This window comes from Methylorubrum zatmanii, from assembly GCF_014845115.1.
Taxonomy (GTDB): Bacteria; Pseudomonadota; Alphaproteobacteria; order Rhizobiales; family Beijerinckiaceae; genus Methylobacterium; species Methylobacterium zatmanii.
On record NZ_NKUI01000041.1, the window covers coordinates 21,680 to 44,325 of the forward strand.

A 22,646-nucleotide genomic window follows, 5' to 3' on the forward strand; every position below is an offset into this window, starting at 1 on the left:
CCGGCGCAAGAGAACGGCCCGCAGCGTCGAGCTTCATGCCGATGTCGCGTCCGCGTGCGAGGGCGCCCCTCCCGACGCGGCCACGCTACGATGGTGAGTGCGGGTACGAGACGGAGCCGACAACCGATGTCATCCACGGAAATCTCGCCCCTGGCGCCGGCCACGACGCCGTCTCTGCCGGACATCGCCGGTGTGCGCCTCGCCACCGCCCAGGCCGGCATCCGCTACAAGAACCGCACCGACGTGCTCTATGTCGCGCTCGCCGAGGGCACCCAGGCCGCCGGTGTCTTCACCCGGTCCCGCTGCCCCTCCGCGCCGGTGGATTGGTGCCGCGACGCGCTGAAGACCGGCAAGGGCGCGCGGGCGCTGGTGGTCAATTCCGGCAACGCCAATGCTTTCACCGGCCTGAAGGGCCGTGAGGCGGTGGCGCTCACCGCCGAGATCGCCGGTCAGGCGGCGGGCTGCGCCCCGGAGGCCGTGATGATCGCCTCGACCGGCGTGATCGGCGAGCCGCTGGACGCGCGCAAGTTCGAGGGTGTCCTGGCCGATTGCGCCGCGCGGGCGGAGGGCGGTGCCGAGGCCTGGGCGCAGGCGGCCAGGGCCATCATGACCACCGACACCTTTCCGAAGCTGGCGACCCGCCGCGTCGAGATCGATGGCGTGCCGGTCACCATCAACGGCATCGCCAAGGGCGCGGGCATGATCGCCCCCGACATGGCGACCATGCTCTCCTTCGTCTTCACCGATGCGGCCCTGCCGCAGGACGTGCTGCAGGCGCTGCTCTCCGAGGGAACGAAGACCTCCTTCAACTGTGTGACGGTCGATGGCGACACCTCCACCTCCGACACGCTGCTGCTGTTCGCCACCGGCGCCGCCGGCAACGCGCCGGTCACGCGTGACGACGATGCCCGGATCGCAGCCTTCCGCGCGGCGCTGAACGACCTGCTGGTGGAGCTGGCGCAACTCGTCGCCCGGGACGGGGAGGGCGCCAACAAGCTGGTCACCGTCGAGGTGGAGGGCGCCGAGAGCGATGCCTCCGCCCACCGCATCGCCATGTCGATCGCCAATTCCCCGCTTGTGAAGACAGCCGTGGCCGGCGAGGACGCCAATTGGGGCCGCGTGGTGATGGCGGTCGGCAAGGCCGGCGAACCCGCCGACCGCGACCGCCTCGCGATCTGGTTCGGCGATGTGCGGGTCGCGGTGCACGGCGCCCGCGACCCCGATTACAGCGAGGAGGCCGCCACGGCGGTGATGCGCAAGCCCGAGATCACGGTGCGGGTGGAGCTCGGCCTCGGCCAAGGCCAGGCCCGCGTCTGGACCTGCGATCTCACCAAGGCCTACGTCGCCATCAACGGAGATTACCGCTCGTGAGAACACGCTCGTTCGCTGCCCCGGCCCTGCTGCTCGCCCTCGCGGTCACGCCGGCGGTGGCGGACGATGCCGCCGGCCGCATCCGTGTGATCGGCCGCGCCTCGCAGGAGATGGCGCCGGATTTCGCTTCGGTGGAGATCGGTGTCGAAAGCCGTGGGGCGACGCCGGCCGCCGCCCTCGACGCGGCGAGCCGGACCGCGAAGGGCATCATCGCGACGGCCAAGGATATGGGTGTGGCCGAAGCCGATATCGGCACCTCGTCGATCAGCCTCCAGCCCCGGACCCGGTCGGTTCGCCAGCCCGATGGCACTGTGACCGAGCGCGATGACGGCTACACGGCCGGCAACCGCGTGCGGGTGCGCCTCTCGGATATGGGCAAGCTCGGCGATTTGATGCGCCGGGCCCTCGATTCCGGTGCCAACCGCATCGAATCCATCGGTTTCGGCCTGCGTGACCCGGCCGCGACGGATTCGGCGGTGCAGGTCGCCGCCGTCAAGGATGCCAAGGCGCAGGCCGAACGCATCGCCGAGGCGACCGGCGTCAAGCTCGGCTCCGTTCTCTCGATCGACGCGCCGCCTCGGGCGGAGGCGCCCCGGCCGATGCCCTACGGCCTCGCGAAGGCCGCGGCGCCGCGCGGGCGGAGCGCCGTGCCGGTCGAGGCCGGCATCATCGAGACCTCGGCGGAAGTCGAGGCGGTTTTCGCGATCAGCCGATGAGCGCGATGCCCCTGAAACTCGTGCTCGTCGTCGCGGCGGCTCTGGTCGATCCCGACGGCCGGGTGCTGATGGCCCAGCGCCCGGAAGGAAAGGCCCTGGCCGGGCTGTGGGAATTTCCCGGCGGCAAGGTCGAATCCGGCGAACGGCCGGAGGAGACCCTGATCCGCGAACTCGACGAGGAACTCGGTATCGCGGTGAAGGAGCCCTGCCTCGCACCGCTCACCTTCGCGAGCCACCCTTACCCGGATTTCCACCTGCTGATGCCGCTCTACATCTGCCGGCGGTGGGAAGGGCTTCCGCAATCGCGCGAGGCGCAGGTGCTCCGCTGGGTGCGCCCGGGCGCCCTGCGTGACCTGCCGATGCCACCGGCCGATCTGCCGCTGATTCCCTTCCTGATCGATCTGCTCGGCCCCTGACCGGTGCCGGGGGCCGGCACTGGGACGAGGCGATGGCGCGACGCGTGAAAGGGGCCGGCGAGACGGGCGACAAGCCGCCGGCCGTCAAGGCGCGAAAGTCCCGCAGCACGACGCCGACGGCGGACAGCCTCGCCGCCCTCAGCCAGGAGCGGCTGATCGCGCTGATTCTCGAAGAGGTCGGCCAGAGCGCCGCCTTCAAGAAGCGGGTGAGCGCGGCGCTCGCGGCCTTGCAAGGCCCCGATACCGTGGCGGCGATGGTTGATCGGCGTCTCGGCGCCCTGGAGAAGGCGCGCGGCTTCATCGACTGGCAGAAGCGCAGGGCCTTCGCCGCCGACCTCGACGCCACGCTCGCCACCATCCTCACCGACCTGAAGCCCCTCGATCCGTCGATGGCGCTCGACCGTCTGCTTCGCTTCCTTCAGGGGGCCGACGCGACGCTGGAGCGTGTCGACGATTCCAGTGGCCAGGTGCATGCCGTCTACGAAGCGGCGGCCGAGGCGGCGGCGGGCCTCGCCGCGGCGCTGCCCCCGGAGGCGGCTCTGCGCTTCGCGACCCGGGCCATCGACGGTCTCGACCGTGACGGCTTCGGCCTCGTCAGCGCCCTTCTCGTCGATCTTCTGCCGAAACTGACGAAGGAGGCGCTCGACTCCCTGGATGCCAGCCTGGTCGAGGCGCTTGCCGCCCTGCCGCCGCCGGTGGCCAGGAAGGCCGGCGCCGTCGCGGCACCCGGACAGGATTGGGAACGGCGCTATCACCGCCTGCGCCTCAGCCGCCTGCGCCAAGTCATCGCCGATGCCCGCAACGATGCGGATGCCTTCATCGCCATCGAGCGCGACCTGTCGCCGGAGCGACCCGATCTGCCCGCCGTCGCCGAACGGCTGCTCAGGGCCGGCCGCGCCGAGGAGGCCCTCGATTGGATCCGCCGCAAGCAGAAGCCCGGCACGGTCGTGGTGACGCGCCAGGATCTGATCGCCGGCGCCATCGATCCCGATGGGCCGGAGCGCGAGCGCGAAGCGGTCGAGATTCGCATCCTCGACGCTCTCGGGCGTAAGGAGGAGGCGCAGGCCCTGCGCTGGGCGCGCTTCGAACGGAGCCTCGACCCGCAGATCCTGCGCGACTACCTCGCCCGCCTGCCCGATTTCGAGGATGACGAGGCGCTGGAGCGCGCCTTCGCCCATGCGGCGAGCCGCAAGGACCCGCATAGCGGCCTCTACTTCCTGATTCGCTGGCCCAACCTGGATCGTGCCGCGCGGCTGGTGCTCGACCGGCGCGGTGAATGGTCGGGCCGCATCTGGGAGCTGCTGGCGCCCGCCGCCGAGGCGCTGGAGCCCGACCACCCGCTCGCCGCCAGCCTGCTCTATCGCGCGCTGATCGGCGACATCCTGGAGCGCGCCCGCTCACCGGCCTATGGCCATGGCGCCCGCCATCTCACGCGCCTCGGCGAACTCGCTCGGGAGCTGCGGCCCGGAGATCTGACGCCGAACCACGAGGATTACGTCGCGGCCCTTCGGAAGGCACACGGGCGGAAAAGTGGATTCTGGTCGCAGGTGGAGGGCTGATACGGCATCCGCTCGATCGAAGCGGGTTGCGTCTCGGCAAGCCCGCGCGGCGTTTGAGCGAAGCCCACATCCGCCATCCCGAAGGGATCGAACGGATCTGGTACGAGACGTCAGGCTTCGATGATCTCGACCCGGTCGCGATAGAAGGCGAGGTGGCCGCGGATGCGCGCCACGGCCGGGAACGGATTTGGATAGGACCACGCCGCCGCGCGCTGCGGCTCGCCGCCGGCGCAGAGATCGAAATAGGACGCTTCGCCCTTGTAGGGGCAGTGCGTCCGTCGCGGATTCGGCGCGAGCACCCGCGCCTCGACATCGTCATGGGGAATGTAGAGCACCGGCTCGTAACCCGCCTCACGCAGTTCCAGCGCCCGCTCCGTCTCGGCGATAATCCGACCGTCCAGATGCACGCGGACAATTCCGACATGGGGCGTGATGGTGATCGGATGATGCGAGCCCGGTTCCTTCATCAGCTCTCTCCCTGGCGCGGCAGCCTGTGTTCGGCGGTGCCGAGGGCTTCGGCGAGGCGGACCTTGGCGCTGCCCGGTTTCAGCGGCTTCTGCTGACTCTCATGGGGGGCCCAGCCGGAGAGCCACAGGATCTCGAAGGTCGCGCGCAGCCGCCCGTCCGCGTCGGAAAAACGCTCGGCATAGATCTCGGCCGCCCGCATCAGCGTCGCCCGGCGCAGCGGGGTTCGGCGGCGGTCATGGAGCGCGTTCGTGAGGCCCATGGCCCGCAGATCCCGCATCAGCGAGAACGGATCGCCGTAACGCACGGTGACCGTGTCCGCATCGACAACCGGCAGGGCGAAACCCGCCCGCTGAAGCAGGCCGCCGAGATCGCGCAGCTCCGCGAAGGGAGCGACGCGTGGGCTCGCGCCTCCTTCGGTCTCGCTCTCGGCTTGCAGAAAGGCTTGGCGCAGCTCGGTCAGAGTCGCTCCGCCGAGAAGGCCGGCCAGGAACAGGCCGTCGGGTTTCAGCGCCCGCCGCACCTGCACCAGCGCACCCGGCAGGTCGTTGACGTGCTGCAACGCCAGAGCCGAGACGACGAGGTCGAACCTCGCCGCCGGACCGAACGGCAGCGTCTCGGGCTCGCCGACCACCCCTTCGCCCCCTTCCGCGACCGGGCTGAGGCGGACCAGACGCTCCACGCGCCCGCTCGCTCTCAGCCGCTCCGCCAGTTCGGGAAGCGGCGTCCCGAGATCGAGGGCCAGGGCGAAAGGACGGGTCACCGTCGCCAGCCGGTCCTCCAGATCGTCGAGGATGCGGCCGAGCAGGAAGTCGGCGAAACCCGCGCGCCGCGCACGCGCGATGCGTCGTCGGATCAGGGCGGGATCAAACAGGGGTGCAGATTCGTTCATCGGATTGGGCAAATGGGGCTTCGGCGACGGTGCGGCCAGGGCAAAAGAGCGGCCACGACCACTCCTCGGTGAAAGTCTGCGCGCGGGGCGTGGCGCCGGGCGGCAACTGGACGGCAAGTCCGCTCGCCGAACGGTCCTTCGGTGGCAAATTGTCCTGGAACGGATTCCGGGCGCCTCCGTTTTGCCCCCCGACTTTGTCGCCTGACCGAGGAGATCGACGATGACACGGATTTTGATCCGCACCGCCCTGATCCTGACCGCCTTGGCCCTGGCCAGCGCTGCAGAGGCCAAGGGCTGCCTGAAGGGGGCCGTGGTGGGTGGCGTTGCCGGGCACATGGCCGGGCACGGCGTCGCGGGCGCCGCCGCCGGTTGCGCCATCGGGCACCACCGGGCAAACAAGAAGGACAAGGCGGCCCAGGGCAACGGTCAGACGAGCGGCGACGCTCACTGAGGTCGGCCGCCGGGGAGCCGGCGGCAATGCTCACGTCAGACCGTCCCGCCTTTGGCACGAAATTCCTCAGCGAAAGAGCTGGCAGAGGGCTCGCACAGGGCCTCCGCTCCGTCGCCTCGGTCGCCATCGGTCTGATCTACCCGCCGACATGCGTCAGCTGCGGCGCCGCGACCGGTGAACCCCACGCCCTCTGCGCCCAGTGCTGGAGCGGCTTTCGCCTGATCGAGCGTCCCTATTGCAAGCGCCTCGGGACGCCGTTCGCCCTCGATCTCGGCATCGGCCCGCTGCTGTCGCCCGCCGCCATTGCCGAACCGCCGGTTTTCGGCCGGGCCCGCGCGGTTGCGGTTTATGACGGCACGGCACGCGATCTCGTTCACCGGCTTAAATACAACGATCGCCTCGATCTTGCCCGGGTCATGGCCCGCATGATGGCCTCCGCCGGACATGACGTGCTGGACGAGGCGGATCTGCTCGTGCCCGTTCCGCTTCACGGCACGCGGTTGTGGCGTCGACGCTTCAACCAGTCGGCGCTGCTGGCGCGCGACATCGGCCGGTACGCCGGGCGACACTGCGACATCCGTGCGCTCGCGCGCGTGAAGGCGACCCGCCCCCAGGTCGGCCTCACCCGCGTCCAGCGTGCCGAGAACCTACAGGGCGCCTTCCGTGTGCCGGAGGGGTCGCGGGCGCGGATCCAGGGCCGGCGCCTCCTGCTCATCGACGATGTCAGCACCACCGGCGCCACCGGGAATGCCGCGGCGCGGGTTCTGCTGCGGGCCGGCGCGGCGCGCGTGGATCTGCTCACCTTCGCGACCGTCACCCGGGACGGGTTCTGAGAGCCGGTCCGGCCCCGGTCGCATCCGCCGACATGGCTTCGGCGGATGCGCTTGCCACGAACAGACTTGCCACGAACAGACTTGCCACGAACAGACCTGCCACGAACAGAAAGGGAGCCGCGCGGGCTCCCGATCCGTGACATGTTGGAGCTTGGCTCAGGCGGTCGCAGGGGCGACGCGCGCGCCTTCCGCCTCGCCGAGCGTCTCGCCCGCGGGATCCAGCACCTTGCCGCGGGGGCCCACCCAGGTGCCGACCCATTTGCGCTGCCAGAGGAACAGGCAGCCGAGAACCAGACCGGTGAAGAGGGCGTAAACCACGAAGCCCGTGGCGAAGCCGCCGGTATATTGCTTCGAGAAGCCCATGACGTTGGGCAGGATCGCGCCGCCGAGGGCCCCGACCTCGCCGATCATCGAGCCGGCCACCGCCGTGTTGGTCGGCCACCGCAGCGGCACGAGCTGGAACAGGGCACCGTTGCCGGCACCGAGCGCGGCGAAGCAGAGCATGAACAGCAGCGTGGTGACGGCGAGCGACGGCGTGGCGGTGAGGGCCAGGAACGAGCCGATGGCGGCGAGCAGCACCAGGGAGAGCACGAGGATGCCGCCCATCCGGTCGGCGAAATAGCCGCCGAGGATCCGGATGCCCGAGCCCATCAGCGCGGCGAGCATGGTCAGCCGCCCGGCCTCGACCTTCGTCACGCTGAACTGCTCGTAGAAGAAGGTCGGCAGGAAGTTCGAGAGGCCGATGAAGCCGCCAAAGGTGATGATGTAGATCAGGGAGAAGGCCCAGCCGTCCTTGGTGAACAGGCAGGAGACATGCTCCTTGAAGGACTGGCCGTGGCAATCCGGCGGCTCCTTGGCGAGCAGGATCATCACGACGAGCGGCACGATCATGACGAGGCCGGCGAAGCCGTAGACCGCCTGCCAGCCATAGGCCTGGGCCAGCGGCGGCGCGAACAGCACGGCAAGCACGGTGCCCGAATTGCCGGCGCCGGCGATGCCCATGGCCAGCCCCTTGTGCTCCGGCGGAAACCAGCCCGAACCGAGGGAGAGCGCCACGCCGAAGGAGGCGCCGGCGATGCCGAGCAGCACGCCCATGGCGAGCACGTCGTTGTAGGACGAGACGAAGAAGAAGCCGTAGGCCATCGCCAGGACGATGACGCTCATCTCGGTGAGCGCCGCGTTCTTGCGGCCGATATACTGAGCCAGCACTCCGAGGGGAAAGCGCATGATCGCGCCGGCCAGGATCGGCAGCGAGATCATGAAGCCGGTCTGGGCCGGGGTGAGCTTGTAGGTCTCCGTGATGAACGGGCCCATGGCGCCGTTGAGCACCCAGATCGCGAAGCAGAAATCGAAATACAGGAAGGCTGCGAACAGCGTCGGGGGGTGACCCGACTTCATGACGGTCTTGAAGGAAGCCATCGGCGTGCTCGTGAGACTTGGCAGCCGGCCGCGCGGAGGGGCGAGGCCGTCAATGCGGGGGAAGTTGTCCGGACACGCACCGTCCGCATCGCGGGGCGCCGTTGCCCCGCCCGCCGCCACAAGGGCAGCGACAGCTCTCATGCAGCGGCCGTGCCAACTTGTTGACGGATGATCGGCCGCAGATCGCCGAGGCGCCTCGGCGGAGCGTAGCCGCGCTGCCACGGATGGATGCAGCGCTGCCTATGATTGCAGCATCGGCATCGCGCCTCAGGGAACGGCGACGCCGCGATCCACCACCCGGACCACGCTGCGGCCGCTGCCGCACTTCTCGACGCGGATCTGGATCGCGATCCGCTCCATCATCCCGGCCACGTGGGTGATGACGCCGACCTTGCGGCCCCGGCCCTGCAAAGCTTCCAGGGCATCCACGGCGAGATCGAGGGTCTCGGCATCGAGGGAGCCGAAGCCCTCGTCGATGAACAGGGTATCGACGAAGGATTGCCGCCCCTCCAGCCCGGACAGGGCGAGCGCCAATGCCAGCGACACCAGGAAGCGCTCACCTCCCGAGAGGCTGCGCGTGGCCCGGCGCTCGTCGCCCATGTCGCGATCCACGACGTGGAGGGCGAGATCGGCCTCCGCGCTGCGGGCAAGCCGATAGCGTGGGCTCAGGGCGCGCAGCTGATCGTTGGCGAGATGCACGAGGTGATCCAGGGTAACGCCCTGGGCGAAGCGGCGGAAGCGGTCGCCGCCCGCCGAGCCGATGGCCTCCTCCACTTTGTACCAAGTCGCGAATACGGCGCGCGCCGCTTCGATCTCGACGGCGAGATCGATGGAACGGGCACGGGCTGCCTCGTCCCGGCGCAGTTCGGCGTCAAGGGCGCCCAGGCGCTGCTGCGCCTCGCCCATCGCTGCCGCCAGACGGGTCGCCTCGCTCCGGGCGGCTTCCACGTCGATCTCGACACCGGTCAGCAGCGCATCGAGATCGGCCCGGCGGGTGGCCAGCGCCGTGCGGGCTTCCGCTTCTTCCCGGCTAATCCGGTCGAGCTGTTCCCTCAGGGTGTTCCGGGTCTCCGGCGGGACTTCGAGCAGGGCGCTCACCGCCTCGCGCCCGCGTGCGCCGCAGGCCTGCGTGAAGGCAAGTTCGGCGGCCTCGTGACGGACGGAGGCGCGTTCCAGTGACGCGGCGGCGGCGGCGGCCTCGGTCACGGCAGCGGTCAGCCGGCTCGCGGCCTCGGCATGGGCCGCCTGCGCCGTCTTGAGTGCGTCGCGGGCGGCGTGGCGCTCGTTGTTCACGCGGGTGCGATGGGGGCCTGTCGCCTCGCCGCCGAGGAGCTGCGCACGTGCCTCCCGTGCCTGCTCGAGACGGGCGGTTCGCTCGGCAAGGGCCTCGATGGCCCGGCCTGCCTGTCGCTCCGCGCCGTCGAGCTGCGTCGCCGCCGCAGCGCGCTCCGGGGCAAGGGCGGCGATCCGGCTGTCCAAGGCAGCGTGTCGGGTGCGCAAAGTGGCATAGGCCTCACCCAGAAGCTCGATCCGGCGCGCGCAGCCCTCCGCGTCCCGGTCGAGATCCGCGAGGGCGAGATCGGCGGCATTCAGGGCCGGTGCGAGGTCGCGGGACAGGTCGGCGATGCGCTGGTGAAGGACGGCCTCCGTGCTCGCGGCCCGCTCGGCGGCGAGGCTCGCCTCGGTCCGGCGGCGGCCGAGGAGGTCGAGGCGGCCGGCTTCGGCCTCGATCCGGGCGCTCGCCTCGTCACGGGCGCGGATCAGGCCGTCGATCTCGGCACGCAGCTCCCGAACCGTGGAAAGAGCTCGAAGCGCCGCATCGCGTTCGGCCCGGGCCGCGGTGCCGGTCGCGGCCAGAAGCTCCGCGACGGGCGATTGCGGGAGAACCGCTGCAAGCTTCGCCGCTGTCAGCGTCTCGGTCAAGCGAGGCAGCAATGTCCGGTAGCGGGCGGACGCCGCATCCTCGGCGGCGGCGGCGTTGACGGCATGAGCCTTCGCCGCCGCGCGCCGGCCATCGGCGGCGGCGGCATCGCTGCGGGCCCGGTCCCGTGCCGCTTGGTGAGCGGCGATCTCCGCATCGAGCGCGGTGCGCCGGGCCCGCATCTCCTCGGCGAGCCGGTCGAGCGCGCCGTCCGCGCCATGGGTATGAGGGTGATCGGCACTGCCGCAGACGGGACAGGCTTGGCCCGCCACCAGCAGGCTCCGCAGCCGCGCGGCCTCCCGCGAGGCGCTCTCCTGGGCCAGTTCGGCGAGCGGCGCGATTTCGGCGCGCCGGATCGCGGCCTCATGCAGGGCGGCCTCGGCGGCCTCGCAGCGGGACGAGGCCTCAGCGAAGGCAGCATCGGCCTCCGACCCCGCCTGCTCGGCGCCCTGGCGGTCGGCGACCGCCGCGCCGTGGCGTCCCGCGACGGCATAGGCCTCGCGCAGGGCATCGAGCAGATCGTCGAGGGCGGCGGCGCGCGCCTGTGTCTCCGCTTCACCGAGGCCATCGAGCGCCGCCTCGCGCTCGGCCCGCTGCGCTGCCAACGCCTCGCGCTGGGCGCGCGCCTCGGTCAACCGGGTGGTGCCGGATTCTGCTTCGACCCCGCACGCGGCGATCTCGGCCCGCCGCACCGCGCCCTCGGCTTCAGCGCGTTTCGCCTGTTCATGCAGGCCGGCACGCTCGCGGATCCTCTGGCCGAATTCGGCACCGCGCTCGGCGAGAACAGCGTGGGCGCGATCCGCCTCCAACTGCACGGCGGCTTGATCGCGGGACTCGGATGCCTCCGCGAGGCGGCGCTCGAGCGCAGCCAGCGCAGCTTTGGCCGTTGCTGAGGCTTCCTGCGCGGCCCGCAGCATCTCGGTGGCGTCGGCTTCCTCTCGCTCGGCATGGATGATGGTGGTGTCGAGTTCGGCCGCCCGATCCCAGAGTGGACCGAAGCTTTTGAAGACGACCTCTGCGGCCTCGTCCGCCGCGCCGGCCCGCGCTCGTTCGGCCTCGGCCGCTGCGGCAGCAGCCTTCGCCGCCCCGACTCGGGCCGCGACCGCCTCGGTCTGAGCCTGGGCCGCCGCGCGGTCGCGGGCAGCTTCGCCGAGCGCTTCGGCGCGTCCCCGCAGGGGCTCGACTGCGTCGAGTTCGGTCAGCCGTTCGCGATGCGGAGCGGCGGCCTCTGCCATCTCCTGCGCCGAGGCCACACGCTGCTCGGCCTGGGTCAAGGCCACGCGGGCGGCCTCGACGCGGCGTGCCGTTTCGAGGGTGCGGCTCACCGCCTCCTGCTCGGCGCGCCACGCCTCGACCTGAGCAAGAAGACCGTCGCGCTCGTCGCTGCGGGCCTTCAGGCTCTCCTCGTCGAGCAGGCCGATCTCGCTCCGGCGCAGTTCCAAAGCCTCGACGGCGCGGCGATGCTCCTCGTAGCCGGCATGGACACGCTTCGAGATCTCCGAATAGACCGCCGTACCGGTGATCTTCTCCAGCAACTCCGCCCGCTCGCTCTCGGCGGCGAGGAGAAACGCATCGAACTCGCCCTGCGCCAGCAGCACCGTGCGCCGGAACTGATCGAAATTCAGGTCGGTCAGCGCGATGACCTTTTCGAGGACCTGGGTCTTGCCGGAGGCCACCGCGCTGCCGTCGTCGAGCCGGTGCAGCCGACGCCGTTCCGCTTGGAGTTTGCCCGTGGCCTTGTTGCGGGCGCGATAGGCCTCCCAGCCGACCCGGTAAGCGACGCCGTCCTGGCCGATGAAATCGACCTCGGCGAAGCCGGCGCCCGCGCCCCGGCGCAGGATTGCCCGGCCGTCGCTGGCGCTCAGCGCCTCGCCACCGGGATCGGGCACGTCCTCCCGGCGCCCGACCGCGACGCGGGGATAGCGGCCGTAGAGGGCGAGGCAGAGGGCGTCGAGAATCGTCGACTTGCCGGCCCCGGTCTCGCCGGTGATGGCGAAGAGCCCGGTGGCCCCGAGGGGCTCGGCGGCGAGATCGACCGAGAAGGGCGCGGCGAGGCTCGCGAGATTCTCGCCACGGATCGCGAGGATGCGCATTCCGTGCCCCTCAGGCCTCGGCTCGGGCGCGATGGAACACCTCGAGATGGGCGGGCTCGGGATCCTCGTCCCACTTGGCGCGGTAGGCGAGGCGGAACAGCTCCTCCGGGTCGCGCTCGGACAGCCGGGGCGGCGGGGCCGCCGTCTCGGCGATCTCGATTGCCGCCCGCGCCGGCACCGTCACCCGCACATCCACCACGCGCACCGGGAACCCTTCGGCGATGCGGTCGACCTCGGCCCGGTAGCCCGGCAGCAAGCCCTCCCGGGACAGGCGGATCTGGATGTAGGGCCGGGCCTCCGGAGGCAAGTCGGGGTCGAGGGCGAGGGCGGCGAGATGGTCGCCGAGATCGGCGAGGGGCATGTCGCCCGAGGCAGGCAGACGCAGGAAGGGCAGGGGACGGGCGATCTCGATATGCTCGATCTCCGCCGCGCCTGTGCCGAGGGTGACCAGGGTGACGCCGTGGCGATAGGGCTGCTCCGCCGCCGAGAGCGGGATCAGCGATCCGCAATAGCGCACCTGCCCGCCGCCGAGCCCCTGCGCCCGGTGCAGATGGCCGAGGGCGACGTAGCGCGCCTCCTCCGGGAACACATCCGCCGGCACGGCGTGTTCGCCGCCGACGAGGATGCGCCGCTCCGCGCCCTCCGATTCGAGGCCGCCCGCCACGTGCAGGTGCCCGGTGACGAGGAGCGGCAGGCCGGCGAGGCGCGGCCGGGCCGCCTCGAAGAGCTGGCCGTAGAGGTCGCGCACCGCCCGCACGATGGGGGAGGTCTCGCCGACGCGCCCCTCCTTGCCGAGAGAGGAGAGGGGCGGCAGGCAGGCGGCGGTGGGATAGGACACGGCCAGCACCTGCGCCGCCACCTCGCCATCGGCGGTGCGCACAGGCACGAGATGTCGGTCGAGGTCGATGGCTCCGTCCCGGCGGCGGACATTGCCGACCACGTGGACGCCGATGGCTTCGAGCAGGGGGCGCGGCGCTTCCAGCCGTCCGGCGGCGTCGTGATTGCCGGCGGTGATGACGATGGTCATGGCCGGGCGCGCCGCGTGGAGCCGCGCCATCAGCGCGTAGAAGCGCGCCTGCGATTCGCCGGATGGATTCTGGCTGTCGAACACATCGCCCGCCACCACGAGGGCATCGACCTCGCGCTCGACGACGATGCGCTCCAGGCAGGCGAACACGGCGTCGTGCTCGCGCTCACGGGAGAAGCCGCGCAGGGTCTGGCCGATATGCCAGTCGCCCGTGTGAAGGACGCGGATCACTGGGAACGCCACTCACCCAAACCTGGATGGCCGTCATGGCCGCCCGGAGCGCGGGGTTCTAGCGGTTTACGCAGCCGGCTTCGAGGGGCGCCGCGCCGGCGCCCCGGAATTGGCTGTGGCTTGTGGCGTCCAGGTTCAGTGGCAGACGGTGACCGTCTTCACCAACCAACCCTCATCGGCCTGCCAGAGCTTGCGCCGCACCCGGCTGCAATTGGCGGGCTCGGCGGCGGTCCATGCGGTTTTCGGGCCGGTCACGACAGTCTGCGCGGCGGAGGGTTCCGCCGAACGTGAAGACGAAGACTTGCCGGCAGCCTCGGCGCCGCCAAGTGGCAAGAGGGCGAGGCAGAGGGTTCCGAGCGAGAGGCGGAGAAGCGAAGCGCGCAAGGGGAGGGGTCCGTGGTCGGGGCCGAACGGTCAGGCTTGATCTAGGGATCGGCCCTCCCAATGCAATCGCCGCTCGCCACAATTCGCCACGCCATCCGCACATTTTTTGCGAAATCGTTAAAGCCGCGCTTCGAACGCATGGCGGCCGCGCGTGTAACCTATTGGACACAATGTTCGCACACTTGTCGGTGCAAGGCCGGTGACCATCCGGTCCGGCCCTGACGCCCGTTCACTTCCTTGCTAGGGAGCAAGCGGGGCAGTTCAGCCGGCCCGGACGATCGTGACCGTCGTCCCGCATTTCGGAGACGCTCCCGGTCCGGCCCATTCGATCGAGCGATCCATGTCTAGTCAGAACCGCCGTACGCTTCTTCTCGGGGCCGCGACCAGCCTCGGGTTGGCCATCCTGCCGGGCCGTGTCCTCGCCCAAACCTTCGACGGGTTCGACGACGACCGCCTCTACCAGGACACCAACGGCAACCTGTTCCGCCGCCGCGGCGGACAATACGTTCCCTATAACGGCCGGGTCAGCAACGGCCGCCCGGTACCGGATGCCGAGGGCGACCTCGACGCGGAGGCCTACGCCCGGCGCCGTGCCCAGCGCTACGGCGAGCAGCCCGCCGCCGAGGCGCCGAACCAGACCCCGCGTCAGCAGCAGGCCGGCTATCCGGTGCCGCCGCAGGAGCCGGATAACGGCCCGATCGATTACGCCCGCGCCTATGCGGCCATCACCAACGAACCGTTCCCGGTCGCGGCGATTCCCTACAAGAAGTTCAACCAGACCTATCTGCGTCAGGAAGTCGATTTCCGCACCACCGAGCCTCCGGGCACCATCGTGGTCGATCCCAAGGCGCACTTCCTCTACTTCGTCCTGCCCAACGGCCGGGCGCGGCGCTACGGGGTCGGTGTCGGCAAGCAGGGCTTCTCATGGTCGGGCACCGCGACCATCAACTCGAAGCAGGCTTGGCCGGATTGGTATCCGCCCAAGGAGATGATCGCCCGGCGGCCCGATCTCGCCAGCCAGGTCGACAAGCTGCAGAGCGGCCTGGGCGTGCCCGGCGGCACCCGCAATCCGCTCGGCGCCCGCGCCATGTATCTGTGGCAGAACAACAAGGACACGCTGTTCCGCATCCACGGCACGCTGGAGCCGCAATCCATCGGCAAGAGCGTGTCCTCCGGTTGCATCCGAATGATCAACCAAGATGCCATCGACCTGTTCAATCGCGTCGAGGTCGGCGCGCGGGTGGTGGTGCTCGGCTGATCCCGCTGTAGTTTCCTCGCCGGACGAGCCCGCCGCCCTGACGGAGGGGGCCGAACGCCGAGGACACATCATGGTCGATCTGATTCCACGCGAGCATCTGTTCGGGAATCCGACGCGGTACGGCCATCAGATCAGCCCGGACGGGCGCCGCCTCGGCTGGGTGGCGCCCTTCGAGGGCGTGCTCAACGTCTGGTCGGCACCGATCGACGATCTCGAGGCCGCCATCCCCGTCACGACGGACACGCGGCGCGGCATCGACGCCTATGCATTCGCCTATGACGGCCGACACCTGCTCTACGTGCAGGACGCCGACGGCGACGAGAACCATCACCTCTACGCCGTCGATCTGACGACCAACGAGCGCCGCGACCTGACGCCGATCCCCGGCATTGCCGCGGCCATCGTCGGCCTCAGCCGGATCGTGCGCGACCGCATCCTCGTCGCGATCAACGACCGCGACCCACGCTTCCACGATCTGCACACCATCGACCTCGCCACCGGCGAGCGCCACCTCGTCGCCGAGAATCCGGGCTTCGCCGGCTTCCTGATCGACGACCATTACGCGGTGCGTTTCGCCATCCGTAATCACCCGGACGGGTCGAGCGAGCTGCTCGCCCGCGAGGGCGACGGCTGGACATCCTGGCTGACCTTCCCGCCGGAGGATGCGCGGGTCTCGGGGGCGGACAACCTCGACGCCGCCGGCACCGCCCTGTTCTGTCGCGACAGCCGCGGCCGCGACACCGCCGCCCTGACCCGCATCGATCTCGCCACGGGCGAGACCCGCGTCCTGGCCGCGCATGACGAGGCGGATATCGGCGCCGTGCTTCTGGACGCCGAGACCCACGAGCCGGTGGCCTATTCCGTCACCCATGCCCGCAAGAGCTGGCACGTGCTCGACCCGCGCTTCGCGGACGACTTCGCCTTCCTCGAGACGCAGGAGCTCGGAGACTGGTTTCCGGCGAGCCGCGACGAGGCCGATACGCTCTGGATCGTCGTCGCCCGCGCCGACACGCGCATCGGCGAAGCGGCGATCTACGACCGGCGTGCCAAGACGCTCCGCTCCCTCGGCAGCGCCCGGCCCGAACTCGACGGCGCTCCCCTGGCGCCGATGAGCCCGACGATCATCCGCTCCCGCGACGGGCTCGACCTCGTCTCCTACCTCACCCGCCCGCTCGACGCGCGGGCGCCCGGCCCCCTCGTGCTGCTGGTCCATGGCGGCCCCTGGGCCCGCGACAGCTTCGGCTTCGACGGCATCCATCAATGGCTCGCCAACCGGGGCTATTCGGCGCTCAGCGTCAACTTCCGCTCCTCCACCGGATTCGGGAAGGCCTTCCTCAATGCGGGCGACGGCGAGTGGGGTCGGCGCATGGACGACGACCTCAGCGACGCCGTGGCCTGGGCGGTGTCGCAGGGCGTGGCCGATCCGGCCCGCATCGCGATCATGGGCGGCAGCTACGGCGGCTACGCCACGCTGATGGCGCTGGCCCGCAACCCGGAGGCTTACGCCTGCGGCATCGATCTGGTCGGCCCGGCCAATCTCGAAACCCTGGTGCGGACGATCCCACCCTATTGGGAGGCGATGCGGGCGCAACTCCACCGCGCCATCGGCGACCCGGACACGGAGGAGGGAATGGCGCTGATCCGGGAGCGCTCGCCGGTCTATGTCGCGGAGCGCATCCGGGCGCCGCTGCTGATCGTGCAGGGCGCCAACGACCCGCGGGTCAAGCAGGCCGAGTCCGACCAGATGGTGGCCGCGATGGAGAAGGGCGGCATCCCGGTCACCTATCTGCTCTTCCCGGACGAGGGGCACGGGCTCGTCCGCCCGGCCAACCGGCTGGCCTTCTTCGCGCGCGCGGAGGTGTTCCTGTCCCACCATCTCGGCGGGCGCTGCGAGCCGATGCGCGAGGCCGAGTCGGCGGGAACGTCGATGCAGGTGGTGCGGGAAGGCTGAGGTATCGTCTCCCTCCCCGGTCGGGGGAGGGAGAGCGGGTGCGCCCTGTCCGGCGCATATGCCTATTCGCGGCTCCTCCCCTCTCGGGGAGGAGCGTATCTTGAGCGGCCGTGGGCCGGATCGCTCAGGCGTCGAGGGTCTCGTCGTCCTCGTCGTCGATGTCCACGAGGAAGACGATGTCGGCCTCGTCCTCTTCCTCGTCATCCGCGCCGCTGGCGGCATCGGCGGCGTGATGGTCGTCGGCCTCGAAATCGCCCTCGCCGTCATCGGCGGCCAGCGCGTCCTCGAACTCCTCGATCTCGTCCTCCGAGGCCTTGCGGATGACGAGTTCCGAGGTGCCGTTCCAGATCGGCTTGCCGGCGGTGGTGAGGCTGCGGATGTCTTCCTTGAAGCCGTCGCAGGTGAACAGGTCGCGGGCGGTCGCCTCGTCGCCGTTGATGACCGCGATCGCCGTGCCGTCGATCTCGAGCGTGAACATCGGGAACATCCTCGGAGAGGGATAAAGAGCCACGCGCCGACGCGCCGCGTCCCGCGGGGAACCGCGACCGGTTTGGCCGGGTTCGGCGGCGCTTGTAGGCTGCCGGCACCGGATTCGTCGATGGGCCACGGGCGAGTTTCGCGCTCTGGCCGCGCGAACCGCCCGCTGAACGTCCCGTCGGCCTCGGTTCGACGGCTACGTGCCGCTGCTGCCGCGGGCGATGGCCCGCTTCACCACACCCTGCACCTCGCTGTTCGACAGGAACAGGTCGTGGTTGAACAGGCCGCCGCCGTAATCCGAGGCATCGGCGACGCGCACGCCCAGTTCCTCCAGGCGCTTGCGGTCGGCGGCGCCGGCGCGGACCACGCCCCCCGCGATGGCCCCGGAGATCTCGAGGGCCCGGTCGTTGGTCGCCGAGATGACGGTGATGCGCTTGGCGTCCGGCCCCAGGCGCTCGACGCCGTTGGCAAAGAGGTCGATGTCGATGTCGGGCGCGGCCAGAACCACCGCGCCGATCCGGGCGACGGCCGCCTCGCCGGCCTCGACCCGCAACATGCGCAGGGTTTCGAGGGTCAGGAGCGTGCCCATGGAATGGGCGACGATATGGATGCGCCCGCCGCTCGGCGTCGTGGCGAGGGTCTTCAGCAGATCCTCGAAGGCGTCGCGGGACCACAGGGCGCTCTCGCGGTCGTAGCCGTAATCGAAGGTGGCGGCGGCCGAGGGCCAGGTGAACAGGGCCGAGGCGCCCCTGAAGCGGATTCCGTCGGAGAGCATCGCGGCGCTGATCGCGGCGGATTCGAAGCTCTCGCGGTAGCCGTGGACATAGATCAGCACGTCGCGGCCGAAGGCGGCCTGGGCGAAGGCCGCCGCCGATCCCGGCCCGGTGGTCACCTCGCCGACGGAGCGGATGCCCCAATCGCTGCCGATCACCGACGACACCTTGCCGATCAGGGACCGGTCCGGTGCCGCCATGCGCGCCTCCGCGAAGCTGAGGCCCCGGCCGCGTTCCGAGCCGAAATAGGGCGGCTTCGGCGGGTTGCCGGAGGCCGGGCGGCGGGTGGTGGCGACGAGGAGGACCGGGCTCACATCGAGCGCCGATTGCGTCTCGGCCACCGCGCCGGTGGCGAGGCCGTCCATGACGCAGCCGGAGAGGGCGGGGGAAAGGCCGGCCGCTCCGGCAAGGCCCATCAGGCGCAGGAGGGAGCGGCGGGTCGCGTCGGAAGGCTGCATGGCCGTTATGGTCCCCGGAAAATCCCGTGGCGGTGGCAAGCCGGCACGGGGCGTCCCTCCTTCGCGTAGGATCTTGGCCGTGGCGGGGCACGAATGGGATTTTGAGCACTCGACGCCCGGCCCCGGCCCCGGCATGAAGGGGCCATGAGCGCGACCCTCCCCGACATGGATCACATCCGCGAGCGTCTTCTGGCCGGCGACCGAGCGGCCCTGGCCCGCGCCATCACGCTCGCCGAGTCGCGCCGGGCCGATCATCGGGCGGCGGTGCGCGACCTGATCGATGCGGTGCTGCCGCAAACGGGCCGAGCGATCCGGGTCGGCATCACCGGCGTGCCGGGGGTGGGCAAGTCGACCACCATCGACGCCCTCGGCTCGCTCCTCACGCAAGCCGGGCACAAGGTGGCGGTGCTGGCCGTCGATCCGTCCTCGACCCGCACCGGCGGTTCGATCCTCGGCGACAAGACGCGGATGGCGCGGCTCGCCATCGACCGCAACGCCTTCATCCGGCCCTCGCCCTCCTCGGGCACCCTCGGCGGCGTCGCCGCCAAGACCCGCGAAACCATGCTGCTGTGCGAGGCGGCGGGCTTCGACGTGATCCTCGTCGAGACGGTCGGCGTCGGCCAGTCCGAGACGGCGGTGGCCGACCTCACCGATTTCTTCCTCGTGCTGATGCTGCCGGGGGCCGGCGACGAGCTTCAGGGCATCAAGAAGGGCATCCTCGAACTCGCCGACATGATCGCGGTCAACAAGGCCGACGATGGCGAGGGCGAGCGCCGCGCCAATGCCGCGGCGTCCGAGTACCGCGCGGCGCTCCACATCCTGACGCCGCCTTCCGCCACCTGGACGCCGCCGGTGGTCACCATCTCAGGCCTGCACGGCAAGGGCCTCGACGCCCTGTGGAGCCGGATCGAGGATCACCGCGCCAAGCTGACCGCGACCGGCGAGATCGCGCGGAAGCGGCGGGAGCAGGATGTGAAGTGGATGTGGGCCCTGGTCCACGAGCGGCTGCACCAGCGCCTCGTCGGCAGCGCCGAGATCCGCAAGGCCACCGCCGAGGCGGAGAAATCCGTTGCCGCCGGCACGCATTCGCCCGCCGCCGGAGCCGATGCCATCGCGACCCTGATCGGGTTGTGAACCGTCTGCTGATCACGGGCTTCGGCCCGTTTCCCGGCGTTCCCGACAATCCGAGCGGGCGGCTGGCCCGCCGGCTCGCGACTCTGCCGCGCCTGCGTCTGATTCTGGGGCACCGGCCGGATTGCCTCGTGCTCGACACACGCTACGGCGCCCTCGAGACACACCTCGCCCCGGCCTTGGCGCGGGAACCACTCGCCGTGCTGATGATCGGTGTGGCGGCGCGCCGCCGCCGGGTCTGCGTCGAGAGCCGCGCGGTCAACCGGGTAAGCCGGCTGTTTCCCGATGCGGGCGGCATGGTCGGGCGGCGATTCGCCCTCGATCCCGGGGGGCCGGCCCAAAGGTGGAGTCCGGCGGCTCTGCCGGTCCGCGCGGCGCTGAGACGGGCCGGTCTCGCCGCCGCGCCGTCGCGGGATGCCGGCCGCTATCTCTGCAACGCCTCCTATTTCCGCGCGCTGGAGAAGGGGCACCCGGTGGTCTTCCTCCACATCCCGATGCCGCCGCGTACCAAGCGCAGGACAGACGGGGGAGGGCGCCGCCGGCCGGTTCTCGACCTGTGGGCGGAGGCGTTCGCGGAAGCGGCGCGGGTGCTCGCCCTGCGAGGCAGGGCGAGAGCTGAGAGCGCTTTCCGCCGAAGCGGAGACCGGTTCGGCGCGAGAAAGCGCGTCTCAACAAGGGCCTAGAACCGTGCCCGCTTGCAACGCGGTCGGGCCCGGCTCTCAAGGCGGCTGAGGCCCATCAGGCCCATTCGCGCTGGGCGAGCTTCGCCTCGTAGGCCTCGATGGCCGCAGCCTTCTGGTCGAGGGTGAGTCCGATCTCGTCGAGGCCGTTCAGCAGGTTGTGCTTGCGCCCCTCGTCGATGTCGAAATGCAGGGTGCCGCCGTCCGGACCCTTGATGGTTTGAGCCGCCAGATCGATCGTCAGCGTCGCGTTGGCGCCGCGCTCGGCGTCCTGGAACAGCTTCTCCAGATCTTCGGGCGAGACGACGATGGCGAGGATGCCGTTCTTGGCGCAGTTGTTGAAGAAGATGTCGGCGAAGCTCGTGGAGATCACGCAGCGGATACCGAAATCGGCCAGCGCCCAGGGGGCGTGCTCGCGCGAGGAGCCGCAGCCGAAATTATCGCCTACCACCAGGATCTTGGCGTTGCGATAGGCTGGCTGGTTGAGAATGAATTCGGGATTCTCCGAGCCGTCGTCGTTGTAGCGCATCTCGGAGAACAGGCCCTTGCCGAGCCCGGTGCGCTTGATCGTCTTGAGATACTGCTTCGGGATGATGCGGTCGGTATCGATATTGATGATCCGCATGGGCGCGGCGACGCCCTCCAGGGTCGTGAACTTTTCCATCGCTCTTCTCGAAATCGTCGTCTCGGCCGGCAATCCTCGCCCGGCCTCGGTCCATCGCCTTTTAGCAGCAGGATTGACGCACCGGTAGCCGAGCGGCACCGGCCTGTTCCGGTCAAGCCCCGGCTTGCGGTATAGGTCGTCCGTTTTGCGATAGGGGGGATTTACGTCAGATGGCCGAGACACCCGACACCTTCAAGAAGGCGCCCAAGCGCAAGCCCTCCAAGGGCAAGAGCGTGGCCGTCTCGCCCGAGATGCGGCAGGCCTATGCCGACATGATCAAGCAGCGGGAGGAGAAGGAGCAATCCTACGGCCGCCACCTGCGGCAGGACGAGCCGCGGCGGTGACGGCCGGGTTCGTCACACCGCTTTGAGCGAGGGCCCGCGACGGACGAAGCCGACGATGTCCTTGACCGCGTCGAGGGTCGGCGCGGCGATGGCCGCCGCCCGCTCGGCACCGTCGCCGAGAACCGAATCGATGTAGCCCGGATCGGCGACGAGCCGCTTCATCTCGGCCCCGATCGGCGCCAGCATCTCCACCGCGAGATCGACCAGCGCCGGCTTGAAGCTGGAGAAGTGCGCGCCGCCGAAATCCTTCAGCACCTCCTCGCGGGTGATGCCGCGCAGGGCCGCGAAGATGCCGACGAGGTTATCGGCCTCGGGCCGCCCGGCGAGGCCGGCAACCTCCGAGGGGAGGGGCTCCGGGTCGGTCTTGGCCTTGCGCACCTTCTGGGCGATGCCGTCGGCGTCGTCGGTGAGCGCGATGCGCGAATAGTCCGACGGATCGGACTTCGACATCTTCTTGGTGCCGTCGCGCAGGGACATGACGCGCGCGGCCGGCCCGCCGATCAGCGGCTCGGTGATCGGGAAGAACTGCTCGCCATGGCCGTGAGCCAGGATCGACTGCGAAAAGTCGTTGTTGAACTTCTGCGCGATGTCACGGGTCAGTTCGAGATGCTGCTTCTGGTCCTCGCCCACGGGCACGTGCGTCGCCCGGTAGGCCAGGATGTCGGCGGCCATCAGCACCGGATAGTCGTAGAGGCCGATGGAGGCGTTCTCGCGGTCCTTGCCGGCCTTGTCCTTGAACTGCGTCATGCGGTTGAGCCAGCCGAGGCGGGCGACGCAATTGAAGATCCAGGCCAGTTCCGCGTGCTGCGGCACTTGGCTCTGGTTGAAGACGATGGACCGCTTCGGGTCGATCCCGGCGGCGAGGAAGGCGGCGGTCACCTCGCGGATCTGGCCGCGCAAAGCCTGCGGATCCTGCCACAGGGTGATCGCGTGCAGATCGACCACGCAGTAGAGGCACTGCGCGTCCCGCTGCTGCATCTCGACGAAGCGCTTGATGGCGCCGAGATAGTTGCCGAGATGCAGGTTGCCGGTCGGCTGGACGCCGGAAAAGACGAGCTCGGTGAACGCGGCCATCGGCGCGGGTCCCTGGAAAGAAGGTCCGGGTCGAGGCGATCTCGCATCCCGCTTTAAG

20 protein-coding genes are annotated in these 22,646 nt (G+C 70.2%); 11 read left to right on the forward strand and 9 right to left on the reverse strand.

Annotated elements, in window-relative coordinates:
• Positions 1–126: 126 nt before the first annotated feature.
• The 4 genes from argJ to MZTS_RS05290 are packed head-to-tail and all read left to right on the forward strand — an operon-like array spanning position 127 to position 4,062.
• A complete protein-coding gene (gene argJ / locus MZTS_RS05275; RefSeq protein WP_192282337.1) occupies positions 127–1,371 on the forward strand; it encodes a bifunctional glutamate N-acetyltransferase/amino-acid acetyltransferase ArgJ in 1,245 nt (414 codons plus the stop codon).
• A complete protein-coding gene (locus tag MZTS_RS05280; protein WP_192282338.1) occupies positions 1,368–2,087 on the forward strand; it encodes an SIMPL domain-containing protein in 720 nt (239 codons plus the stop codon). Before argJ ends, MZTS_RS05280 begins: the two co-directional genes overlap by 4 nt.
• A complete protein-coding gene (locus tag MZTS_RS05285; RefSeq protein ID WP_192282339.1) occupies positions 2,084–2,503 on the forward strand; it encodes a (deoxy)nucleoside triphosphate pyrophosphohydrolase in 420 nt (139 codons plus the stop codon). Before MZTS_RS05280 ends, MZTS_RS05285 begins: the two co-directional genes overlap by 4 nt.
• A 32-nt stretch (positions 2,504–2,535) precedes the next feature.
• Positions 2,536–4,062 (forward strand): DUF6880 family protein, encoded by a 1,527-nt coding sequence (locus tag MZTS_RS05290; protein WP_192282340.1) that lies wholly within the window; start codon positions 2,536–2,538, stop codon positions 4,060–4,062.
• A gap of 110 nt (positions 4,063–4,172) precedes the next feature.
• Here MZTS_RS05290 and MZTS_RS05295 read toward each other — a convergent pair whose 3' ends face one another.
• Positions 4,173–4,529: a DUF427 domain-containing protein gene (locus MZTS_RS05295; protein ID WP_192282341.1), complete on the reverse strand. Its 357-nt coding sequence runs from the start codon at positions 4,527–4,529 to the stop codon at positions 4,173–4,175.
• Positions 4,529–5,419: a methyltransferase domain-containing protein gene (locus MZTS_RS05300; RefSeq protein WP_192282342.1), complete on the reverse strand. Its 891-nt coding sequence runs from the start codon at positions 5,417–5,419 to the stop codon at positions 4,529–4,531. Before MZTS_RS05300 ends, MZTS_RS05295 begins: the two co-directional genes overlap by 1 nt.
• Before the next feature lie 220 nt (positions 5,420–5,639).
• Between MZTS_RS05300 and MZTS_RS05305 the strand changes: the two genes are divergently transcribed.
• Together MZTS_RS05305 and MZTS_RS05310 are read left to right on the forward strand one after the other, a co-directional pair.
• On the forward strand, positions 5,640–5,870 hold the full coding sequence (locus MZTS_RS05305; RefSeq protein ID WP_192282343.1) for a hypothetical protein: 231 nt from the start codon (positions 5,640–5,642) through the stop codon (positions 5,868–5,870).
• 26 nt (positions 5,871–5,896) lie between these two features.
• Entirely contained in the window at positions 5,897–6,703 is an 807-nt protein-coding gene (locus tag MZTS_RS05310; protein WP_246482001.1) for a ComF family protein, read from the forward strand.
• A gap of 156 nt (positions 6,704–6,859) precedes the next feature.
• Here the strand turns inward: MZTS_RS05310 and MZTS_RS05315 are convergent, their stop codons facing one another.
• The 3 genes from MZTS_RS05315 to MZTS_RS05325 form a co-directional block, all read right to left on the reverse strand.
• Positions 6,860–8,122, reverse strand: coding sequence for an MFS transporter (locus MZTS_RS05315; RefSeq protein ID WP_009864530.1), 1,263 nt, complete (start codon positions 8,120–8,122; stop codon positions 6,860–6,862).
• Between the two features lie 267 nt (positions 8,123–8,389).
• The gene (locus MZTS_RS05320; RefSeq protein WP_192282345.1) at positions 8,390–12,136 is read right to left on the reverse strand and encodes an AAA family ATPase; all 3,747 of its coding nucleotides are present in this window, start codon (positions 12,134–12,136) and stop codon (positions 8,390–8,392) included.
• Positions 12,137–12,146: 10 nt separating this feature from the next.
• Complete coding sequence (locus tag MZTS_RS05325) at positions 12,147–13,394, reverse strand: exonuclease SbcCD subunit D C-terminal domain-containing protein (protein ID WP_192282347.1); 1,248 nt, start codon at positions 13,392–13,394, stop codon at positions 12,147–12,149.
• Between the two features lie 724 nt (positions 13,395–14,118).
• Between MZTS_RS05325 and MZTS_RS05330 the strand changes: the two genes are divergently transcribed.
• Both MZTS_RS05330 and MZTS_RS05335 read left to right on the forward strand, forming a co-directional pair.
• On the forward strand, positions 14,119–15,036 hold the full coding sequence (locus tag MZTS_RS05330; RefSeq protein ID WP_192282349.1) for a L,D-transpeptidase: 918 nt from the start codon (positions 14,119–14,121) through the stop codon (positions 15,034–15,036).
• 70 nt (positions 15,037–15,106) lie between these two features.
• Complete coding sequence (locus MZTS_RS05335; RefSeq protein ID WP_192282351.1) at positions 15,107–16,987, forward strand: S9 family peptidase; 1,881 nt, start codon at positions 15,107–15,109, stop codon at positions 16,985–16,987.
• Between the two features lie 124 nt (positions 16,988–17,111).
• On the opposite strand, the gene MZTS_RS05340 is transcribed toward MZTS_RS05335, so the two are convergent.
• Together MZTS_RS05340 and MZTS_RS05345 are read right to left on the reverse strand one after the other, a co-directional pair.
• A complete protein-coding gene (locus tag MZTS_RS05340) occupies positions 17,112–17,465 on the reverse strand; it encodes a hypothetical protein (protein ID WP_009864752.1) in 354 nt (117 codons plus the stop codon).
• Positions 17,466–17,660: 195 nt separating this feature from the next.
• The gene (locus tag MZTS_RS05345; protein ID WP_009864751.1) at positions 17,661–18,695 is read right to left on the reverse strand and encodes an alpha/beta hydrolase; all 1,035 of its coding nucleotides are present in this window, start codon (positions 18,693–18,695) and stop codon (positions 17,661–17,663) included.
• Between the two features lie 144 nt (positions 18,696–18,839).
• Between MZTS_RS05345 and meaB the strand changes: the two genes are divergently transcribed.
• Together meaB and MZTS_RS05355 are read left to right on the forward strand one after the other, a co-directional pair.
• Positions 18,840–19,829 carry a methylmalonyl Co-A mutase-associated GTPase MeaB gene (meaB, locus tag MZTS_RS05350; RefSeq protein ID WP_192282353.1) on the forward strand — a complete coding sequence of 330 codons (990 nt, stop codon included), beginning with the start codon at positions 18,840–18,842 and terminating at the stop codon, positions 19,827–19,829.
• Positions 19,826–20,509: a pyroglutamyl-peptidase I family protein gene (locus MZTS_RS05355; protein WP_192282355.1), complete on the forward strand. Its 684-nt coding sequence runs from the start codon at positions 19,826–19,828 to the stop codon at positions 20,507–20,509. The genes meaB and MZTS_RS05355 overlap by 4 nt, the downstream gene beginning before the upstream one ends.
• A 55-nt stretch (positions 20,510–20,564) precedes the next feature.
• On the opposite strand, the gene leuD is transcribed toward MZTS_RS05355, so the two are convergent.
• Positions 20,565–21,170, reverse strand: coding sequence for a 3-isopropylmalate dehydratase small subunit (gene leuD, locus MZTS_RS05360; protein ID WP_192282357.1), 606 nt, complete (start codon positions 21,168–21,170; stop codon positions 20,565–20,567).
• A gap of 170 nt (positions 21,171–21,340) precedes the next feature.
• Here leuD and MZTS_RS05365 point away from each other — a divergent pair, with 170 nt between their 5' ends.
• The gene (locus MZTS_RS05365) at positions 21,341–21,514 is read left to right on the forward strand and encodes a hypothetical protein (RefSeq protein ID WP_192282359.1); all 174 of its coding nucleotides are present in this window, start codon (positions 21,341–21,343) and stop codon (positions 21,512–21,514) included.
• Positions 21,515–21,526: 12 nt separating this feature from the next.
• On the opposite strand, the gene trpS is transcribed toward MZTS_RS05365, so the two are convergent.
• Positions 21,527–22,588 (reverse strand): tryptophan--tRNA ligase, encoded by a 1,062-nt coding sequence (gene trpS / locus MZTS_RS05370; protein ID WP_192282361.1) that lies wholly within the window; start codon positions 22,586–22,588, stop codon positions 21,527–21,529.
• Positions 22,589–22,646: the final 58 nt, after the last annotated feature.